This is a genomic window from Arthrobacter sp. Y3223065, assembly GCF_059090885.1.
In genome coordinates this window covers 161,582-174,485 of the sequence record NZ_JBNHGC010000007.1, presented here as the reverse complement: position 1 = coordinate 174,485, position 12,904 = coordinate 161,582, and the positions used below count along the sequence as shown (strand labels likewise).

The 12,904-nt window shown below is 67.6% G+C and carries 13 protein-coding genes; 6 read left to right on the top strand and 7 right to left on the bottom strand.

Annotated features, from left to right (window positions below; translation table 11 throughout):
• Positions 1 to 82: 82 nt before the first annotated feature.
• The gene (locus AC5RUK_RS16945; RefSeq protein ID WP_494108362.1) at positions 83 to 1,711 is read left to right on the top strand and encodes a threonine/serine exporter family protein; all 1,629 of its coding nucleotides are present in this window, start codon (positions 83 to 85) and stop codon (positions 1,709 to 1,711) included.
• A 58-nt stretch (positions 1,712 to 1,769) separates the two neighbouring features.
• On the opposite strand, the gene AC5RUK_RS16940 is transcribed toward AC5RUK_RS16945, so the two are convergent.
• Positions 1,770 to 2,657 carry a siderophore-interacting protein gene (locus AC5RUK_RS16940; RefSeq protein ID WP_494152914.1) on the bottom strand — a complete coding sequence of 296 codons (888 nt, stop codon included), beginning with the start codon at positions 2,655 to 2,657 and terminating at the stop codon, positions 1,770 to 1,772.
• 295 nt (positions 2,658 to 2,952) lie between these two features.
• Positions 2,953 to 3,708: a uracil-DNA glycosylase gene (locus AC5RUK_RS16935; RefSeq protein ID WP_493987605.1), complete on the bottom strand. Its 756-nt coding sequence runs from the start codon at positions 3,706 to 3,708 to the stop codon at positions 2,953 to 2,955.
• Positions 3,709 to 3,981: 273 nt separating this feature from the next.
• Here AC5RUK_RS16935 and AC5RUK_RS16930 point away from each other — a divergent pair, with 273 nt between their 5' ends.
• From AC5RUK_RS16930 to AC5RUK_RS16920, 3 genes are all read left to right on the top strand, one after another.
• A complete protein-coding gene (locus AC5RUK_RS16930) occupies positions 3,982 to 4,290 on the top strand; it encodes a DUF3263 domain-containing protein (protein ID WP_127515197.1) in 309 nt (102 codons plus the stop codon).
• Positions 4,291 to 4,351: 61 nt separating this feature from the next.
• Positions 4,352 to 5,002, top strand: a complete 651-nt coding sequence (locus tag AC5RUK_RS16925) for a LytR C-terminal domain-containing protein (protein ID WP_494152913.1) — start codon at positions 4,352 to 4,354, stop codon at positions 5,000 to 5,002.
• Positions 5,003 to 5,212: 210 nt separating this feature from the next.
• Entirely contained in the window at positions 5,213 to 5,419 is a 207-nt protein-coding gene (locus AC5RUK_RS16920; RefSeq protein ID WP_127515201.1) for a cold-shock protein, read from the top strand.
• 69 nt (positions 5,420 to 5,488) lie between these two features.
• Here the strand turns inward: AC5RUK_RS16920 and AC5RUK_RS16915 are convergent, their stop codons facing one another.
• Positions 5,489 to 6,007 carry a TM2 domain-containing protein gene (locus tag AC5RUK_RS16915; protein ID WP_494152912.1) on the bottom strand — a complete coding sequence of 173 codons (519 nt, stop codon included), beginning with the start codon at positions 6,005 to 6,007 and terminating at the stop codon, positions 5,489 to 5,491.
• 395 nt (positions 6,008 to 6,402) lie between these two features.
• On the opposite strand from AC5RUK_RS16915, the gene groL reads away from it, so the two are divergent.
• The gene (groL, locus tag AC5RUK_RS16910) at positions 6,403 to 8,031 is read left to right on the top strand and encodes a chaperonin GroEL (RefSeq protein WP_493987608.1); all 1,629 of its coding nucleotides are present in this window, start codon (positions 6,403 to 6,405) and stop codon (positions 8,029 to 8,031) included.
• A gap of 97 nt (positions 8,032 to 8,128) precedes the next feature.
• Here the strand turns inward: groL and AC5RUK_RS16905 are convergent, their stop codons facing one another.
• A complete protein-coding gene (locus AC5RUK_RS16905; RefSeq protein WP_494152911.1) occupies positions 8,129 to 9,052 on the bottom strand; it encodes a DUF4031 domain-containing protein in 924 nt (307 codons plus the stop codon).
• An 82-nt stretch (positions 9,053 to 9,134) separates the two neighbouring features.
• Between AC5RUK_RS16905 and AC5RUK_RS16900 the strand changes: the two genes are divergently transcribed.
• Positions 9,135 to 10,142 carry an RNase H family protein gene (locus AC5RUK_RS16900; RefSeq protein WP_494152910.1) on the top strand — a complete coding sequence of 336 codons (1,008 nt, stop codon included), beginning with the start codon at positions 9,135 to 9,137 and terminating at the stop codon, positions 10,140 to 10,142.
• Between the two features lie 145 nt (positions 10,143 to 10,287).
• Here AC5RUK_RS16900 and AC5RUK_RS16895 read toward each other — a convergent pair whose 3' ends face one another.
• From AC5RUK_RS16895 to AC5RUK_RS16885, 3 genes are all read right to left on the bottom strand, one after another.
• A complete protein-coding gene (locus AC5RUK_RS16895; protein ID WP_494108357.1) occupies positions 10,288 to 10,578 on the bottom strand; it encodes a WXG100 family type VII secretion target in 291 nt (96 codons plus the stop codon).
• Between the two features lie 120 nt (positions 10,579 to 10,698).
• Positions 10,699 to 12,156, bottom strand: coding sequence for a sensor histidine kinase (locus AC5RUK_RS16890; protein WP_494152909.1), 1,458 nt, complete (start codon positions 12,154 to 12,156; stop codon positions 10,699 to 10,701).
• A gap of 3 nt (positions 12,157 to 12,159) precedes the next feature.
• A complete protein-coding gene (locus AC5RUK_RS16885; RefSeq protein WP_494108355.1) occupies positions 12,160 to 12,870 on the bottom strand; it encodes a response regulator transcription factor in 711 nt (236 codons plus the stop codon).
• Positions 12,871 to 12,904: the final 34 nt, after the last annotated feature.

Sequence of the window (12,904 nt, the reverse complement as noted above, 5' to 3'; positions counted from 1 at the left end):
GGGATCAACGAGCGCCGCCGTGACGGTGGCGGTGACGCAGAACGGAGAGGGATTGCAGGACAAGGACCCAGACCAGGAATCCATGTCACCCACGACTCCGCAGGCGGGGATGCTGCCGATCATCAAGCCGAAGAACATTCCGGCCAACGATGCCGGCAGCGGCTCCGGTGCCGGCCGCGCCGGTTCGGTCGCAGGACCCCAGCCCACCCACCCTCCGGTGCCACGTCCGACGGACCGGCCGGTAGCCAAGCAGGTCAAGCCCGTCCCCAGCGGCACCGCGCCGCTGCCCGCCTCCGCGGCAGCCTCGCGCTCCAACGCGGCAGCCCGCCGGATGCTGCGCAAGCTCGTGCAGGGCGAGGCGCCGCCCACTGCGCCGATGAGCATCGTCGAGAGGCTGGCCGGCAGCCCCTACGCGAACCCGATGATCCAGACGGGCGGGGTCGATGCCTCCGCCCGCATCACCCTGGATTTTGCCCTGGACGTGGCGGAAACCATGTTCCGCTACGGGGCCGGCGCGCTGGAGGTGGAAACCAGCATCATCGCCGTCACCGCGGCCTTCGGGCTCAGCGACATCGACGTGGACATCACCAACCAGTCCGTGGTGATCAACTACGCCAAACCGGACACGATTCCCATCACCGTGATGCGGGTGGTGCGGTCCTGGACCAACAACTACGCCGGCCTGTCCCTAGTGCACGAACTGGTCACCGACATCGTCAACGGCGGGGTGGGCCGCAGCGAAGCCAAGGAACGGCTGCAGGAGATTACCTCGCGTCCCAAGCCCTTCGCCCGGTGGATGGCCATCGCGGCCGGCGGCGTGTTCTCCGGCTTCATCATTGCCTTCCTCGGCGGCAGCATCTTCGCGGCCCTCGTGGGCGGCATCTCCACCGTGCTGATGGGTTTGGTGGGACGGAAGCTGAGCAAATGGCGGATGCCGGACTTCTTCATCACCGGCATCGGCGCCTGCCTGGCCACCGTCATGGCGCTGCTGTTCTGGGCGCTGCACGTGCCGATGAGTCCGTCGCTGGTGATCGCCGGCGGCATCCTGTTCCTCCTGCCGACCGGTCGGCTGGTCTCCGCCACCCAGGACGCCATCAACGGCTTCCCGGTCACCGCGTCGGGGCGTTATCTCTCGGCCTTCTTTACCTTCGCCGCGATTGCCGCCGGGGTCGCCGTGGGGCTGGTAGGCGGCTCGATGCTCGGCGTCAGCCTGCCCGAAGTCTTTGTGGATGGCCAAGGCCAGTACCCCTACGTGGTCCGGGCGCTGCTGCTCGTCGTGGCAACCATTGCTCTCTGCATGACCGAGCAGACCAAGCTGAACATGCTGCTGCCCACGGCCGCCGTCGGGCTGGTCGGGCTGTTGATCTACGACCTCGTGGTGTGGGCGGGGATCGGGGACCGGATCGGACCGGCCGTCGGAGCCGTGGTGATCGGGTTCCTCGGGCGCATTGTGGGCCTGCGGATGGGCTCGCCGCAGCTGGTGGTGGCGGTCCCGGCGGTGCTGTTCCTGCTGCCTGGCCTGTCCGTGTTCCGGTCCATCTTCGAGCTGACCGTTAACACCGAGGCGCCGTTCAACGGCATCCTGGGGCTGTTCAGTGCGCTGACGGTGATTTTGGCCATCGCCGGCGGTACTGTGCTCGGCGACAACCTGGCCCGGCCGTTCACCAAGGGGCTGGGCTCGAACGAAAACCGGCGGGCCCGGCGCCGTTAAGGACGCCGGAACCGCCGGGTGCGGGATGGGCCTGGCGATCGGTTGGCGCCTGGTCGGATCAGGCCGGGTAATTCTCCGGGAAGATCTGGCCCGCCGCCGTACGCTTCTCCGCTTGGAAGGCGTCTTCGGCCCGGCCGTAGGCCCAGTAGCCCGAGATGGAGACCTGATCGCGGGACAACCCGTGGTCCTTGAACAGGACATCGCGCAGGGACTTCACCTCGTCGCGCTCACCGTGGACGAATGCATCCACCCGGCCGCCGGGCCAGTCCAGGCCTGCTATGGCGTCGCGCAGCAGGGTAGTGGTCCCGGGCGTTTGGCCGCGCCGGAACAGCCAGTGGATTTCCAGGTTGGCCGGAGCGTTTAGTTCCTGCACGTCCGCCTCGGAATCCACTTCCAGGAAAGCATGGCCGCACGCGTCCGGGGCCAGTGCCTCGATGGCGGCAGCAACTGCCGGCAGCGCCGCGTCGTCGCCGGCCAAAAGGTACCAGTCGGCGTCGGGATCGGGCCGGTACGCGCCACCGGGTCCGTTGAACATCATCCAGTCGCCCGGCTTGGCCTGCGCGGCCCAGGGCCCGGCGAGGCCTTCGTCGCCGTGGACCACAAAGTCGACCACCACTTCGCGGGTGTCGCGGTCCAAACGGCGCACGGTGTAGGTGCGGGTGACCGGCAGCTTGTCGGCCGGAAGCGTTTCCTTCAGCTCCGCGACGTTGACCGGAAGCTCCACGTCCAGCGCGGGGTCCAGGAAGAAGATCTTGATGTACTGATCCGTGGCGTCCTTGGCCGCGAACCTTTCGGCGAACGAATCGAACGCCTCGCCGCCCGCGTAGACCCGGACCATGTGCTGTGAAATCCACTCGGTGCGCGTCACCTGGAGGTTGGTCTGCACCTTCGGCGGCCGAGCGCTCCGTCCCGCACGGGCGGGGGCTGCTGCCGGTTGTGTCTGCATCCTGCACTACTCCTGACGAAGGGAAACTGCTACTTAGGACAACCTAATCCACCGGTCAGGTAATCCCAATTTGCGGATGGGGAAGGTCACACGCGCCCAGGAACGCGCGAACCCTCACCGCGAACCGCTTGGCCTCAGCGGTCCGCGCACGGTCCCCGCTGTCCACGTTTGGCCGAAACTGTCCATGTCTTGGAAACCGTTAAGCCCTTGACCTGCGGCGACGCCGGACCCTTGCGCTAAACATGGACAAAAACGTCTTGGCGGCCAGCCGGAAGCCCACGTCGCCCAGCCCCGGCTAGCGCAGTTCCCAGTGCACGGGGTCTGCGCCCTGTGCGGCCAGCAGTTCGTTCACCCGGCTGAACGGCCGCGACCCGAAAAACCCGCGGGACGCCGACAAGGGGCTGGGGTGCACGGTCTCGATCCGCGGCACCTGCTCCAGTACCGGAGCCAGCTGCTGGGCTTCGCGGCCCCAGAGCAGTGCCACCAGCGGGCCGCCGCGCTGGGCCAGCGCCCGGACCGCGAGTTCGGTGATCTGCTCCCACCCCTTGTTGCGGTGCGAGCCGGCCTTGCCGGCCTCCACGGTCAGCGCCCGGTTAAGCAACAGCACGCCCTGGTCGCTCCAGGCGCTCAAATCTCCGTGCTGCGGCGGCCGGATACCCAGATCCATCTGCAGTTCCCGGTAGATGTTGGCCAGGCTGCGCGGCAGCGGACGCACGTGCCGTTCGACGGCGAAGGCCAGTCCGATCGAGTGTCCGGGCGTGGGATAGGGGTCCTGGCCGACGATCAGCACCTTGACCTTGGACAGCGGCCGCTGGAACGCCCGCAACACGTTGGCCGGCGCGGGCAGCAAGGTCTTGCCGGCGGCGCGCTCCCCGTCCAGATAGGAGGCCAGGTCCCAGAGCAGCGGTTCGGCCGGAGCGAGCACCTCGGCCCACTCGGGATGAATAACGGCGGAAAGCTCCTGCGGGGAGGCAAACGGGTACGGGGCGCCAAAGTCCGCGGCAGGCGGGTGGGCTGGCAGCGGAAAGAGGGCACCGTCGTCGTAGTTCACCGTTCTATCTTTGCGGAAACCACCCGCCGGCAGGCAATCGGGGACCGCGGGCACTGCCGGCCAGCGAACAAGCACGCGCCACCGGCACTGTCGCCAGTGGTCAATCAGGCACCGCGGGCACTCCCGGCAGCGGCCAGCCAGGCACCTCCCCACTGCCGGCCAGCGGCCGACCCAGACCCGGCAGGCGGGGTGAATGACACGCTTGTGATTCGCACTTATTATGGGAGGCGGTATTGATTGCTGTCAGCAAGTACTAGGAAGCGCAGGTGTGTTGTGGCAGGTTCGGCCGAGGCCAGTGCCTTTTCCCTCGAGGCCGAGGTTGACGACGCCAGCCCCCTGAGCGAACGCGACCAGCGGATGCTGGCCCTGGAGCGGCAGTGGTGGAAGTATGCCGGAGCCAAGGAACAGGCCATCCGCGAACTGTTCGACATGTCCGCCACGCACTACTACCAGATCCTGAATGCGCTGATCGACACCGAGGATGCGCTGGCGCACGATCCGATGCTGGTGAAGAGATTGCGTAGACTACGTACGTCCCGCCAGCGCGCGCGCACTGCTCGCAGGCTGGGCACCGACGCCTAGATCCGGGACGGCCTGGTAGGCCGGTTTCCGTTTCTCCACCACCAAGGATGCACTGTAAGCGATGACCAAGTACCCCCGGGATGAGTTCGACCAGGTCCCTGAAACTTCAGACCGCCACGGTGTGCACCGCGCCCGCATGGCGACGCCGAAGTCCAACGGCCTGGGCCTGATCGTCCTGGCCGCGGTACTTGCACTGGCGGTGGGGGCCTTGTCGTTCTTCGTGCTCCCGCTGCTGGGGAGCGGGGGATCTCCGACCCCGGTGGCCGCGCAGTCCAGCGCCGCAACTGCCTCGGCTTCACCGTCGGCGACGGCACAGCAAACCAAAACCCCGGAACCAACGGATACAGCCACCCCGAAAGCCACCGAAGAGGCGACCAGCGAGCCCACGGATGAGCCCACCGAGGAAGCAACCGAGGAGCCCACGGAAGAGGCCGCCGCGGTGAACAAGCAGGATCCGGTGATGATCCTCAACGGCACCGGCGTGACCGGATTGGCCGGAACGGTATCGCAGAGGGTGCAGGCGGACGGTTGGTCGATCGCGGTCGTGGACAACTGGGGCGGCGCGCCGCTGGCCGGTTCGGTAATCTTCTACAACCCGGGCCAGGAAGCCAATGCGCGGGCGCTCGGTGAATTGCTGGGCATCAGCGCTTTGCAGGCAAACGGCAACGTCTCGCAGTACGTCACCGTGGCGCTCGGTCCCGGCTACCAATAAACGCAGGCGCCGCCGGCAGGGCAGCCGAGAGGCCTTGGCGTTGGACTCCCGGTACCCATGGGGAAGGCTCCGCCCGTGCGGAATTCGGTTACGCCTCAATAACTTAAGTGTGCCGCAGCTCACTTTTCCGCCCCTGCTTGGTTTAGGGTAAAACCACTCTGCCGCCGAACCGTAGGCGGCAGGCTGGAACTACTGAGTATGGAGAACGCTATGGCGCTGGGAACCGTCAAATGGTTCAACGCGGAAAAGGGCTACGGCTTTATCACCGTGGACGAAGAAAATTCCGATGTTTTTGTCCACTGGTCCGCTATTCAAATGGATGGTTACCGTTCCCTGGATGAGGGGCAGCGCGTAGAGTTCCAGATCGGCCAGGGCCAGAAGGGTCCGCAGGCCGAAGAGGTCCGGGTCGCGCCGTAGCAGACCCGCAACGACGACGGCGGCGGAGGCTGGGGTGCCTCCGCCGCCGGTTCGTCGCGCCGATTGGGGCTACTCCTTCAGCGGGACTCCGCGGGCATCGCGCTTGAACGGTTCCGCCCCGACCAGGATCATGATCCCCTCGACGAAGCCCCAGACGGCGCCGAGGCCAAACGTCAGGAAGGTGACCACAATTTGCACCACGCCGATGGCGACGTGGCCCAGATAGAACCGGTGCACGCCCAGGCCGCCCAGCAGGATGCCCAGCAGGCCGCCGATCAGCCGCGACTTCTGCTCGGGGTAGTAGTAACCCTGGGGAGCCCCGTAGTACTGCTGCTGGCCGTAGGGCTGTCCCGGCTGGCCGGGCTGCGGGTACTGCTGTCCCGGGGCGCCGTAAGGTTGCTGGCCGAAGGGCTGCTGCCCGGGAGCGGGCTGCTGCTGCCCCGGAACCCCGTAACCGGGCTGCCCGGAAGGCCGCTGGCCGGATGCGCCGTACGGCGGTTGGCCGCCGAGCGGCCTCGTCGGGTTGGGGCCCGGCGCCAGGGGTTCGGTGGGGTTGCTGGTGTTCTTTTCGTCCGGTGTTTCAGACATGGTTCTCCGACCTTTGCCCGGTGCCGGGCCGATAGTTCGCTTGCGCTGTCTTACCTGCCAATCTACGCGGGAGCGACCGGCCGTTTCCATGGGGGTCCACCCTGATTGTTGGCCCGGGGGCGCTCAGGGGTAGCGCGATCCGCGAAGCGGTCCGGCCGGCCGCTCCCAACAGCTTGCACTCGACACCTGCGAGTGCTAATTATTGAGTTAGCACTCTCGCGGGCTGACTGCTAAGAAAGCCCGTAGGGAGTGAAACCCGCCACCTCGGTGAGGTGAGCGGCGCGGCGTACAGAAACCGCCGTCGTCGTGAGCCGTCCGTCGCGGGCACCGCAGGTGGCCAGCAGCCGTCAAAAGCTGCGTCCAGTGTCTATTGTCCAGAAGGGACGTAAGCCGCTATGGCAAAGATCATTGCATTTGACGAAGAGGCCCGCCGCGGCCTCGAGCGCGGATTGAACATCCTCGCTGACGCCGTGAAGGTGACCCTCGGCCCGCGTGGCCGCAACGTCGTGCTCGAGAAGAAGTGGGGCGCCCCCACGATCACCAACGATGGTGTATCCATCGCCAAGGAGATCGAGCTGGACGACCCGTACGAGAAGATCGGCGCCGAGCTGGTCAAGGAAGTCGCCAAGAAGACGGACGACGTCGCCGGTGACGGTACCACCACCGCGACCGTCCTGGCCCAGGCCCTGGTCAAGGAAGGCCTGCGCAACGTTGCTGCCGGCGCCGACCCGCTGAGCCTGAAGCGCGGCATCGAGAAGGCTGTTGACGCCGTCACCGCCGAGCTCATCGCTTCCGCCAAGGAAATCGAGACCAAGGAACAGATCGCCGCCACCGCGTCCATCTCCGCCGGAGATCCGCAGATCGGCGAGCTGATCGCCGAGGCCCTGGACAAGGTGGGCAAGGAAGGCGTCGTCACGGTCGAGGAGTCCAACACCTTCGGCCTGGAGTTGGAGCTCACCGAAGGCATGCGCTTCGACAAGGGCTACCTGTCCGCGTACTTCGTGACCGACGCCGAGCGCCAGGAGACGGTCCTCGAGGACCCGTACATCCTGATCGTCAACTCCAAGATCTCCAACGTGAAGGACCTGGTTGGCATCCTGGAGAAGGTCATGCAGTCCGGCAAGCCGCTGCTGATCATCGCCGAGGACGTCGAGGCCGAGGCCCTGGCCACCCTGATCGTGAACAAGATGCGCGGCACCTTCAAGTCCGTTGCCGTTAAGGCTCCGGGCTTCGGCGACCGCCGCAAGGCCATGCTGGCCGACATCGCCATCCTGACCGGCGGCCAGGTCATCGCCGAAGAGGTCGGCCTCAAGCTGGAGAACGCCACCCTGGACCTGCTGGGCCAGGCCCGCAAGGTGGTTGTCACCAAGGACGAGACCACCATCGTCGAAGGTGCCGGCGAAGCCGACGCCATCGCCGGCCGCGTCAACCAGATCCGCGCCGAGATCGAGAACTCCGATTCGGACTACGACCGCGAGAAGCTGCAGGAGCGCCTGGCCAAGCTGGCCGGCGGCGTTGCAGTCATCAAGGCCGGTGCTGCAACCGAGGTCGAGCTCAAGGAACGCAAGCACCGCATCGAGGACGCCGTCCGCAACGCGAAGGCTGCCGTTGAGGAAGGCATCGTCGCCGGTGGCGGCGTGGCCCTGATCCAGGCCGGCGCCAAGGCGTTCGCCAACCTCACCCTCGAAGGCGACGAAGCAACCGGCGCCAACATCGTCAAGGTTGCCATCGACGCTCCGCTGAAGCAGATCGCCCTCAACGCCGGCCTGGAGCCGGGCGTCGTGGCCGACAAGGTGCGCGGGCTGGCCGACGGCCACGGCCTGAACGCTGCCACCGGTGTCTACGAGGACCTGCTGGCTGCGGGCGTGAACGATCCGGTCAAGGTCACCCGCTCTGCCCTGCAGAACGCGGCGTCCATCGCCGGCCTGTTCCTGACCACCGAAGCCGTTGTGGCCGACAAGCCGGAGAAGGCCGCTCCGGCCATGCCGGGCGGCGACGAGATGGGCGGCATGGGCGGCTTCTAAGCTTCCCCGCCACCACCTCGGCCCGATAACAGGCCACGGTTTAGCGAGGCGCGGTTCCCGTCACGGGAGCCGCGCCTCGCGGCCTTAACCCCTCGCCTTACCGCCTCTCCGGGCGGAGCCAGACCGGCCCCTCGTGCCGCCAGGCTTCCAGCTCCGCGGCGAGGTTCTGCCTTGCACGCTCCAGCCACTTCTCCCGGGCCGCGGGTGTCCGGTACAGCGGATCCAGTGTCAGCAGACGGCGGACGACGGCGGTGCGCCCGGCGGCGAAGTCCGCGTCGGGCACGTGCGCATAGTCTTTGCGGACGTCCCGGACATAGCTGCGGTACTCCGCCGGTGGTGCGCCGAGGATGGACAGATCGGCGTCGCACAGCAGGGCGCCTGACCCATCCTGCGGGCCGGGCGAGTGGCTGGCTGTGAGCAGGACCAGCCGGACCACTTCGGCCGTCTCGTCAGCGCTGCAGCCGGCCGCCGGCAGGCAGGCAGCCGCCAGGTCTGCCGATTCCTGTTCATCCACGCCGGGCCGGCCGTTGTAGACGGCGTCGTGGAACCAGGCCGCCAACCACACCGCCCGCGGCCGCGGACCGGACGCGGCGGGGGAAGTGAGCTGCTCCAGCGCCTCCAGGACTGCCAGCAGGTGGCCGGGGCCATGGTAGTGGCGGTGCGGTTCTGCCCAGCGGTCCAGCAGGTCGCGGCCGAGGTCCGGCTGCCCGGGCAGGAGCTCGTTCCACCGGCGCAGCAGTACCCGGCGCAGTTTTTCCGGGCGTTGACGGGCCGGTACGCGCAGCCCGCTCGCCTGCAGCCGGCGGGTCAGGTCGCCGGCGCTGACCTCGACGGCACCCAGCTGGACCAGCTCGCCGTAGCGGCTGGCCGGCACGTCGTAGTGATCCCGGTCGAAGGCCCGCTCGCGGATACCGGCGGCCGCGGCGAAGCGGTGCAGTTCGGCCAGCGAGGTGTCAGAGACCAGGTGGGAAAAGTGGGTGCCGTGCGCCGGCCAGAGCGGAGGATCGATGAGTATTGCCACGTGCCCAGCCTAGGGCCAGGAGTGTTTGCCATGTGCCCGCCCAGGGCCAGGAATGTTGGCCTGATCTGAAAAGATGGAGATCATGACTATCACTGCTGCCGCCGATGGCTCTGCGCTCGGCAATCCCGGCCCGGCCGGCTGGGCCTGGTACATCGACGACACCGCGTGGGCTGCCGGCGGCTGGCCGCACGGCACCAACAACCAGGGCGAGCTGATGGCCGTGCTGGACTTGTTCCGGGCCACGGCTCACCTGCCGCAGGAACACCTGCGCGTGTTGTGCGACAGCCAGTACGTGATCAACTGCGTGACCAAGTGGATGCCGGGCTGGAAGCGGCGGGGCTGGAAAAAGGCCGACGGCAAGCCGGTGCTGAACGTCGACTTGCTCAAGGACATCGACGCCGCGATCAAGGGGCGCAGCTACGAGTTCGAGTGGGTGAAGGGCCACGCCGGACACAAGCTGAACGAAGCGGCCGACGAACGCGCCCGCGCGGTGGCACTCGCCTTCCAGAACGGCTCCGGCGCACCGGCCGGCCCGGGCTTTCCCGGCGGACCGGGAACCTCCGGCAGCGCTGTCTTCGAATCGGCGCCGGCTGCTGCCGGCCGCCGAGGAAACGCACCGACGGCCCGGGCGGCAGCGGAGCCGGGTTCTCCCGGAGACGGAGCAGGGCGGCCGGCAGCCGCAGTCGTGCCGGAGCCCGACCTGTTCTCCGAGCTGGAAGACTTCGCGGATGCCGCCGCAGAAGGGGACGCCGCGGAAGAGCTGGTGGTGCGGCTCGAGCAGGAGCTGCTCAGTCCCGCCGTCCGGGCGGACTACGGGCGCCTGGCCATGCTGCTGCACCCCGACTTCGCCGAGATTGGGGAAGCCGGCCGGATGTGGACGCGGGACGCCATGATCAGCGAACTCCAGGAAAGCCCTGAGCTGGACGCCTCGTTGGAGGTCTTCGCCGTCGAACGGCTCGGCGAAGACAGCATCCTGCTGACGTACCGCAGCATCCGCCGCGACGCTTCGGCACTGCGCAGTTCGCTCTGGCTGCGCGATGGCGGGCGGTGGCGCCTGCGCTTCCACCAGGGCACACCCGAGCAGGCCTGAACGGAGACCGCGCGCCCGACGACGTGCACTCGCGCGCCGGCACCCGGGCCCGGCGACGTGCAGCCGCGCGCCGGCACCCGCGCCCCCACACCAGTTCCCGCGTCCGCACCCCGCGGCCGTGCGCCCTCACCCGGTCCGACGATGGTCAGGCCAGGAACATCCGGGCGTTGGCCTCCTCGGCCTGCGAGTACTGCTGCGAGGCGTGGGACAACGCCGCGTTGATGCTGGCCAGGGATTCCTCCACCTTCAGCTGCGTGGCCCGCCAGTCCGTGATGAGCTGCTGGAAGTTGGCCGCCGCCGAACCGGTCCACAGCGACTCCAATTCGCGCAACCCGGACTGCATGGTGTTCACCTCCGCCTGCAGCCGTCCGATGGTGCCCTGCACGGCCATGCTCTTGGCGGCAAGAGCCTCGCTGTCTACCTGGAATACGGCCATGGTGTCCTCCGCTCTTGGGGGTGAATCTATCCGACACGGTTCAGACTAGGCAGCGGCCAAAGGTGCCGCGAGGCCCAAGCCGCCGGCTGTGGAAAAGCCCGGCGCGGAATGCCCCTGCGGTCACTCGAGGTTGAAGGCGCCGTCCTCGTCCGCGGGCGGATGATACGGGATCCGGATGGACATGGTCGCGCCGCCGCCCGGGGTCTCGGTCAACCTGACGGTGCCGTCATGCTGGGCCACCAGGGCCGCGACGATGGCCAGGCCCAGCCCGGTGCCTCCGGTCTCGCGATACCGGGAGGTGTCCGCCCGGTAGAAACGTTCGAACACACGGGAGGCCTCGTCTTCGGAGATGCCCGGTCCGTGGTCGCGGATTTCCAGGACAGAATCCAAGCGGTCGTCGATCACCGGCTGAACGCCGACGGCGATCTCCAGCGGTGAGCCTTCAGGCGTGTAGCGCAGGGCGTTGGTGACCAAGTTGGCCACCACCTGGCGCAGTCGGGCCTCGTCGCCCACGATCGGCGCCGGCCGCGGCGCTCCGCCGTCGAGCCCCACGACGGTGATGGCGCGGTCCGGGGCGCTGGCGCGGGCATCCAAAGCCGCATCGTTGCCGAGCATGAGGAGATCCAGCGGCTTGGTTTCGAGCGGACGCTGTTCATCCACCCGTGCCAGGGTCAGCAGGTCCTCCACGAGTTGGCCCATGCGCTTGGCTTCGCTCTCGATCCGGCCCATGGCGGCACCGACGTCGTCGGGCGTCTGCAGCGCGCCGTGCCGGTACAGCTCGGAGAAGCCGCGGATGGTGACCAGCGGGGTGCGCAGTTCGTGCGAGGCATCCTGAACGAAACGCCGCATTCGCTGTTCGGATGCGGTCCGGGACGCGAAGGCGGTTTCGATGTGGGCGAGCATGGCGTTCAGCGAACTGGAGAGCCGGCCCACTTCGGTCGCCGGGTTCAGCACGTCGACGCGGCGCGAGAGGTCCCCGGCGGCAATGGCCGCGGCCGTTTTCTCCACCCGGGCCAACGGCCGGAAGGACCGGGTGACGGCCAGCCACACGATGCCGATGGCGGCGACCGTGGCCGAGACGGCGATGAGAAGCGTGCTCGCCGCGACCTTGTCGAAGGTGCTGTTCACCTCGTTGTAGCTCACTGCCACGGCGACCGAGCCGGAATCGTTCTGGAGGGGCGTGACCCACACGCGCCAGCCCTGGCTGTCCCGTTCGGTGCCGGGCACGTGGAAACCCCGGCCCTCGAGTGCTTGGGCCCTGTCCGGAGTGATGTCCTTCAGAACCGGGCGGTCACCGGCGGGGTTGGTGTCAATCGTGAGCTCGCCGTCCCGGGTGAACAAGGCGCCGTAATACCTCGACGAGTAGGACATCCCGCTGGGGGCGGTCGCTTCACGGACCAGGAAGGACGAGATGGACTGGCGGTTATTGAGCAGGTCCTCGTCGAGTTGCCTCACCAGCGTGTCGTGAAGCTGGGTCAGGATCAGCGCCGAGGTCAGGGTCAGGGTGGCGACCATGAGCACGCCCATGATCAGCACCAGCTGCGACCGCAGGGATGCTGACTTCCATCGATCCAGCATGGATCAGCGGCGGTCGGCCGTGCGCAGCAGGTACCCCACGCCGCGCTTGGTCTGGATCAGCGGCGGAGTGTCCGGATTCGTGTCGATCTTCCGGCGCAGGTAGGAAATGTAGGACTCGACGATTGAGGCGTCGCCGTTGAAGTCGTATTCCCAGACGTGGTCCAGAATCTGCGCCTTGGAGAGCACCCGGTTCGGGTTCAGCATCAGGTAGCGCAACAACTTGAACTCGGTAGGGGAGAGGTCGATGACGTCGCCGCCCCGGCGCACCTCGTGCGCGTCGTCGTCGAGCTCCAGGTCGTCCACCTGGATGATCGCGTCGTCCGCCAGCAGCGGGCGGGTGCGGCGGAGCACGGCGCGGATCCGGGCCACCACTTCGTCCAGGCTGAAGGGCTTGGTCACGTAGTCGTCGCCGCCGACCGTCAGGCCGGTGACCTTGTCTTCGGTATCGTCGCGCGCGGTGAGGAAGACCACCGGGAAATGACGGCCGGAGGCGCGGAGCTTGCGGGTGACGGTGAAGCCGTCCATGTCCGGAAGCATCACGTCCAGCACCGCCAGATCGGGTGAATGCTCTTCGGCGGCGTCCAGCGCCTCGCGGCCGTTGGCGGCAGCCACTACCTCGAATCCTGCGAACCGCAGCGAGGTCGACAGCAGTTCCCGGATGTTCGGCTCGTCGTCGACGACCAGCAGTTTGGCTTCGGGCTCAGGCTTTTTCACTCTTCCAGTGTGCGCCCGGTTTCTGGGAGTTTGC